A 6,760-nucleotide genomic window follows, 5' to 3' on the forward strand; every position below is an offset into this window, starting at 1 on the left:
GTCGAAACCTGCGCGGCAGCCGCCGAGCACCATGCGCCCACGGAACGGTGCCGTGCCGGGACCCCGCCGTCCGTGGACGGCGGGGTGCGATGCCTCAGTCGGGGAGCTGGAGGGCGGAGGCGGCGGGCTGGTCGAGCAGCCAGGTGGTGGATTCGAGGCCGACGGCACCCGCGGCGGGAATGTCGACGGGGTCGGCGCCGGCGATGGCGGCGGCGACGGCCTCGGCCTTCGCGGCACCGCCGACGACCAGGACGACGTGGCGGGTGCGGCGGATGGCGGGGACCGTGAGGGTGACCCGGACCGGCGGCGGCTTGGGCGAATTCGTCACGGCGACAACGAGTTCGTGGTCTTCGCGGACCGCGTCGGTGTCGGGGAACAGGGAGTTGACGTGCCCCTCGCCGCCCATGCCGAGCAGGTGCAGGTCGAAGGCGCCGTGTTCGGCGAGGTAGGCGTGGACCGCGGCGGAGTATTCGGCGGCGGCCTCGATCGGGTCGGGGTATTCGCCGTCGGAGGCTGCGACCGGGTGCACGCGGGCCGGATCGACCGGGACATGGTCGAGCAGGGCCTGGCGGGCTTGCAGGTCGTTGCGTTCACCGTCGGCGGCGGGCACGAATCGTTCGTCGCCCCAGAACACGTCGAGCTGGGACCAGTCGATGGCGCCGGGGGCTTTGCGCACCACCTCGAGCAGGCCGATGCCGGTGCCGCCACCGGTCAGCACCACGGAGGCGGACCCGCGGGCGGCCTGGGCCGCGACCACGACGTCGACGAATTTGGCGGCCGCGGCGGCGACCAGCGAGTCGGTGTCCACGTGGACCTCGACGGTGTCGCTGGCGGAGGTGTCGTTGTCCTGTGTTCCGGTTTCACTCATAGGTCACCTTCTCGATTCCGGCGAGAGCTTCTGCGTAGATCTCATCGGCGTCGAGTCTACGCAGCTCTTCCGCGAGGCAGTCCCGAGTTTCCCGGCGGGCCAAGGCAATTCGCTGGTCAGGGTCGCCGGTGCGGGTCAGTGTCGCGGTGCGCCCGGTCTGCGGGCGCTCGATCGCGACGGACACCGACGGCCGGTGGATCTCGACCTTCAGCGCACCGGAGCGGCGGCGCACCGGGCAGTCCAGGCGGATGGCGAGCCAGCCCGCGAGGATGTCGAGGGCCGGTTCGTTGCGCAGCCCGGACACCAGCACCGATTCGACCGGCTCGTACGGCGGTTCGTCCAGCGCGGCGGCGAGCAGTGCGCGCCAGTAGGTGATCCGGCTCCACGCCAGATCGGTGTCGCCGGAGGAATAGGACTCGAGCCGCTTCTTGATCGTCGCCTGCGGATCGGCCGCGAAGGTGGCGTCGGTGATGCGGCGAGTGGCCAAGCGCCCCACCGAATCCTTGGACGGGAACTCCGGGGCCCCGCGCGGCCACCAGGCCACCACGGGAGTGTCCGGCAGCAGGAACGGGATGACGACGCTGCTCTCGTGGTTGATCAGCTCGCCCTGCAACCGCAGCACGATCACCTCGGCCGCGCCCGCGTCGCCGCCGACTCGGATCTGAGCGTCCAACCGGGTTTCGGCCTCCCGGTCGCCGCGCGCGAGCACGACCACCCGGCAGGGGTGTTCGCGGCTGGCGTCGTTGGCTGCGTCGATCGCGTCCTCGGCCTCGGAGCTGTCCAGCGTGCACACCACCAGGGTGAGCACCCGCATCATGGTGATCACGCCGTTGCTCTCGCGCAGCTGCACGATCCGCTTGGTGACCTCGCCGGTGGTGGTGTCCGGCATATCGATGATCATGGCCGCCGCCATTCCCGCCCGGTGCGGGCGAGCATCTCGTCGGCCGAGGCCGGACCCCAGGTGCCCGCCTCGTAGGGCTCCGGTTTGCCTTCGGTGGACCAGTGCTCGAGCACCGGATCCAGGATGCTCCAGGACAATTCGACCTCCGCGTTCACCGGGAACAGCGACGGCACCCCGAGCAGCACGTCGAGGATCAGGCGCTCGTAGGCCTCGGGGGAGGATTCGGTGAACGCCTCGCCGTAGCTGAAATCCATGTTGACGTCGCGCACCTCCATGCTCGACCCCGGCACCTTCGAACCGAACCGGGTGGTGATGCCCTCGTCCGGCTGTACCCGGATGACCAGCGCGTTCTGTCCGAGATCCTCGGTCATGGTCTGGTCGAAGGGCAGGTGCGGCGCCCGCTTGAACATCACCGCGATCTCGGTGACCCTGCGGCCCAAGCGTTTTCCGGTGCGCAGATAGAACGGCACGCCCGCCCAGCGGCGGGTGTCGACCTCCAGGGTGATCGCGGCGTAGGTCTCGGTGCGCGACTGCGGGTCGAAACCCTCCTCGTCGAGCAGGCCCACCACGTGCTCGCCGCCCTGCCAGCCTTCGGCGTACTGTCCGCGCGCCGTCGTCTCGTCGAGCGGCTCGACGAGTTTGGTGGCGGAGAGCACCTTGATCTTCTCGGCCTGTAACTGCTTGGGCTGGAAGCTGATCGGCTCTTCCATCGCGGTGAGCGCGAGCAGTTGCAGCAGATGGTTCTGGATCACGTCGCGGGCGGCGCCGATGCCGTCGTAATAGCCTGCGCGCCCGCCCAATCCGATGTCCTCGGCCATGGTGATCTGCACATGGTCGACGTAGTTGGCGTTCCAGATCGGATCGTAGAGCTGGTTGGCGAAGCGCAGCGCCAGGATGTTCTGCACCGTCTCTTTGCCGAGATAGTGGTCGATGCGGAACACCGTCTCCTCCGGGAACACCCGGTTGACCAGCGCGTTGAGCTCCTGGGCGCTTTCCAGGTCGTGCCCGAAGGGCTTCTCGATCACCACGCGCCGCCACGGCTTGCGACCCGCCGCGTCGGTCGTGGTCGGTTGTGCGAGACCGTGTTCGGAGAGCTGGTCGAGCACCACGGGGAACATGTTCGGCGGAATCGACAGGTAGAAGGCGTGATTCCCGCCGGTGCCGCGATCGGTGTCCAACTTGGCCAACGTGTCGGACAGCGTGGCGAACGCGGTGTCGTCGTCGAAGGAGCCCTGCACGAAGCGAATGCCCTCGGCCAGGTGATCCCAGACCTCCTGCCGGAACGGCGTGCGCGCGTGCGCCTTCACCGCGTCGAGCACGACCTCGGCGAAGTCCTCGTCCGCGTAATCGCGCCGGGCGAAGCCGACCAGCGCGAAACCCGGGGGCAGCAGCCCCCGGTTCGCGAGGTCGTAGATGGCCGGCATCAACTTTTTCCGGGACAGGTCACCGGTGACACCGAAGATCACCATGCTGCACGGGCCCGCGATGCGCGGCACCCGCTTGTCCCGCTCGTCGCGCAGCGGGTTCTGCCAGGTTCGAGTTTTGGGACCGGCCATCGGGTCAGTTGTTCCCGGCCGCGGTGAGCTCTTCGGTCGTGGCGGAAAGCAGTTCGCCCCATGACTTCTCGAACTTGTCCACGCCTTCGGTCTCGAGCACCTGGAACACGTCGTCCAGGTCGATCCCGACCGCGGACAGCTTGTCGAAGACCTCCTGGGCCTGCGCGGCGGTGCCGCTGACCGTGTCGCCACGGACCTCGCCGTGATCGGCGACGGCCTCGAGCGTCTTCTCCGGCAGGGTGTTCACCGTGTTCTTGCCCACGAGCTCGGTGACGTACATGACGTCGGAGTACTCCGGGTTCTTCACGCCGGTCGAGGCCCACAGCGGCCGCTGCCGGTTCGCGCCCGCCGCGCCCAGGTGGTTGTAGGTCGAGGTGTGCTTGCCGCCGTCGAACACGTCCTGATATTCGGCATAGGCCAAGCGCGCGTTGGCGATTCCGGCCTGCCCGCGCAGGGCCAGCGCCTCCTCGGTGCCGATCGCCTCGAGCCGCTTGTCGATCTCGGTGTCCACCCGGGACACGAAGAACGAAGCCACCGAATGGATCTTGCCCAGATCGTGGCCCGCGATCTTGGCGCTGCGCAGACCGTCGAGGTAGGCGCCCATCACCGCGCGGTAGCGCGCGACCGAGAAGATCAGCGTGACGTTCACGCTGATGCCCTCGGCGATCACCTTGCTGATCGCGGGCAGGCCCGCCTCGGTGGCCGGGATCTTGATGAACAGGTTCGGCCGGTCGACGGTCTTCCACAGGTCGATGGCCTGCGCGACGGTCTTGTCCGCGTCGAACGCGAAGCGGGGATCGACCTCGATGGAGACCCGGCCGTCCACGCCGTTGGACGCCTCGAACACCTCGGTGAACACGTCGCAGGCCGAGCGCACGTCGTCGGTGGTGATGACGCGGATCGCGGCATCGGCGTCGGCGCCTTGGGCGGCAAGCTCTTTCAGCTGTCCGTCGTAGGCGTGCCCCTGGCTCAGCGCGCCCTGGAAGATGGTCGGATTGGTGGTCACGCCGACCACGCTGCGGGTGGCGATCAGCTCGGCGAGATTGCCGGACTGGATCCGGTCCCTGGACAGGTCGTCGAGCCATACGGACACGCCTGCCGCGGAGAGGGCGGCGAGATTCTCGTTCTGTGCCATGAGCGCTTATCCCTTCACGTTCTCGAGTGTGCGCTGCGCGGCGGCAACGACGTTTTCGGCGGTGATCCCGAACTCGCGGAACAGGGTCTTGAAATCGGCGGACGCACCGAAGTGCTCGATCGAGACGATCTCGCCCGCGTCACCGACGAACCGGTGCCACGGCATCGCGATACCGGCCTCGACCGCGACACGCGCACCCACCGACGGCGGGAGCACCTCGTCCCGGTACGCCTTGTCCTGCGCGTCGAACCACTCCACACACGGCATCGAGACCACGCGGGTGCCGATGCCCTGCTCCTCCAGCGTAGTGCGGGCCGCGACGGCGAGCTGCAGCTCCGAACCGGTGGCGATCAGGATCACCTGCGGCGTGCCGGTGGACGCCTCGGCGAGCACGTAGCCGCCCTTGGCCACGCCCTCGAAGCTGGTGCCCTCCTGGATCGGCAGGTCCTGGCGGGTCAGCGCGAGCGCCGACGGGCCGTCCTGGTGCGCGGGCTCGGAGACGGAGAAGTGCGAGGTGTGCTCGCTGCTGTCCCGCTCGAGAATGGTGCGCCACGCGTAGGTGGTCTCGTTGGCGTCGCCGGGACGCACCACGTTCAGGCCGGGGATCGCGCGCAGCGCGGCGAGGTGCTCGATCGGCTGATGCGTCGGACCGTCTTCGCCGAGGCCGATCGAATCGTGCGTCCACACGTAGATGGCGGGCACGCGCATCAGCGCGGCCAGCCGGACCGCGGGGCGCATGTAATCGCTGAACACCAGGAAGGTGCCGCCGTACGGACGGGTCGGGCCGTGCAGCGCGATGCCGTTCAGGATCGCGCCCATCGCATGCTCGCGCACACCGAAGTGCAGTGTGCGGCCGTACGGGTCGGCCTTCCACATGCCGGTCGAGATCGACTCCGGACCGAAGCTCGGGGTGTCGGGCATCGTGGTGTTGTTGGACTCGGCCAGGTCGGCCGAGCCGCCCCACAGTTCCGGCAGCACCGGCGCGAGCGCGGCGAGCACCTTGCCGGACGCCTTGCGGGTGGCCATGCCCTTCGGATCCGCCTCGTACGTCGGCAGATTCGCGGCCCAGCCGGCCGGCAGGTCACGCTTGGCGAGCCGGTCGAACAGCTCCTTGCCGGCCGGGTTGGCCTGCGCCCACTTGTCGAACTGCTGCTGCCACTGCGCGTGCGCCGCCTGGCCGCGCTCGACCGCCTTGCGGGTGTGCGCGATGACCTCGGGCGCGACCTCGAAGGTCTGCTCCGGATCGAAACCGAGCACCTTCTTGGTGGCGGCCACCTCGTCGGCGCCCAGCGCGGCGCCGTGCGCGGCACCGGTGTTCATCTTGTTCGGGGCCGGGTAGCCGATGATGGTGCGCAGGATGATGATCGACGGGCGATCGAGTTCGGCCTTCGCGGCGGCCAGCGCGCCCTCGATGGCGACGACGTCCTCGCCGCCTTCGACCACCTGCACGTGCCAGCCGTAGGCCTCGTAGCGCTTGGCGACATCCTCGGTGAACGCGATGGTGGTGTCGTCCTCGATGGAGATCTTGTTGTCGTCGTAGATCAGCACGAGGTTGCCGAGCTGCTGGGTGCCCGCCAGCGACGACGCCTCGGAGGTGACACCCTCCTCCATGTCGCCGTCGGACGCGACGACGTAGATGAAGTGGTCGAACGGGCTGGTGCCCGGCGCGGCGCCCGGATCGAACAACCCGCGCTCGCGGCGCGCGGCCATCGCCATACCGACCGCGGAAGCCAGACCCTGGCCCAGCGGACCGGTGGTGATCTCGACGCCGTCGGTGTGCCGGAACTCGGGGTGACCCGGCGTGAGCGAACCCCACTTGCGCAGGTTCTTCAGATCGTCCAGCTCCAGACCGAAACCGGCCAGGTAGAGCTGGATGTACTGGGTGATGCTGGAATGCCCGCAGGACAGCACGAAACGGTCCCGGCCGACCCACGACGGATCACTCGGATCGATCCGCATGGTGCGCTGATAGAGCGAATACGCCAACGGCGCCAAGCTCATCGCGGTACCGGGATGCCCGTTCCCGGCGTTCTGCACCGCGTCGGCGGCAAGCACTCGGACAGTGTCGACGGCCTTGGTGTCCAGATCCGTCCAGTCGTCCGGGTGGTTCGGCTGAGTGAGGGCGCGGATGTCGTCTGTGACTGACACGACCGAGGTTCTCCTGACATTGGTTTCGTCGACGGCGGCTTGCTGGCGGCGATGAACGCGCGGCAGCGACGGTGTGCATACCGGGTGTGTACCCCAACCACCCTAGATGTGCCCTATGAGCGGCATGAGGGTAACCCTGTGTTTATTTGCCG

5 protein-coding genes are annotated in these 6,760 nt (G+C 68.5%); all 5 read right to left on the reverse strand.

Annotation, left to right across the window (positions count from 1 at the left end; all coding sequences use genetic code 11):
• Positions 1–94: 94 nt before the first annotated feature.
• Genes pgl through tkt form a run of 5 tightly spaced genes read right to left on the reverse strand, consistent with a single transcriptional unit; the run spans position 95 to position 6,608 of the window.
• Complete coding sequence (gene pgl, locus NBRGI_RS40470) at positions 95–868, reverse strand: 6-phosphogluconolactonase (protein ID WP_014986391.1); 774 nt, start codon at positions 866–868, stop codon at positions 95–97.
• Positions 861–1,769 carry a glucose-6-phosphate dehydrogenase assembly protein OpcA gene (gene opcA / locus NBRGI_RS40475; protein ID WP_029903224.1) on the reverse strand — a complete coding sequence of 303 codons (909 nt, stop codon included), beginning with the start codon at positions 1,767–1,769 and terminating at the stop codon, positions 861–863. The genes pgl and opcA overlap by 8 nt, the downstream gene beginning before the upstream one ends.
• Complete coding sequence (zwf, locus tag NBRGI_RS40480; RefSeq protein WP_029903226.1) at positions 1,766–3,325, reverse strand: glucose-6-phosphate dehydrogenase; 1,560 nt, start codon at positions 3,323–3,325, stop codon at positions 1,766–1,768. Before zwf ends, opcA begins: the two co-directional genes overlap by 4 nt.
• Before the next feature lie 4 nt (positions 3,326–3,329).
• Complete coding sequence (gene tal, locus NBRGI_RS40485) at positions 3,330–4,460, reverse strand: transaldolase (RefSeq protein WP_029903228.1); 1,131 nt, start codon at positions 4,458–4,460, stop codon at positions 3,330–3,332.
• 6 nt (positions 4,461–4,466) lie between these two features.
• Positions 4,467–6,608, reverse strand: a complete 2,142-nt coding sequence (gene tkt, locus NBRGI_RS40490; RefSeq protein WP_029903230.1) for a transketolase — start codon at positions 6,606–6,608, stop codon at positions 4,467–4,469.
• Positions 6,609–6,760 lie beyond the last annotated feature (152 nt).

Source organism: Nocardia brasiliensis IFM 10847, from assembly GCF_000710915.1.
In the GTDB taxonomy this organism is placed as follows: Bacteria; Actinomycetota; Actinomycetes; order Mycobacteriales; family Mycobacteriaceae; genus Nocardia; species Nocardia brasiliensis_A.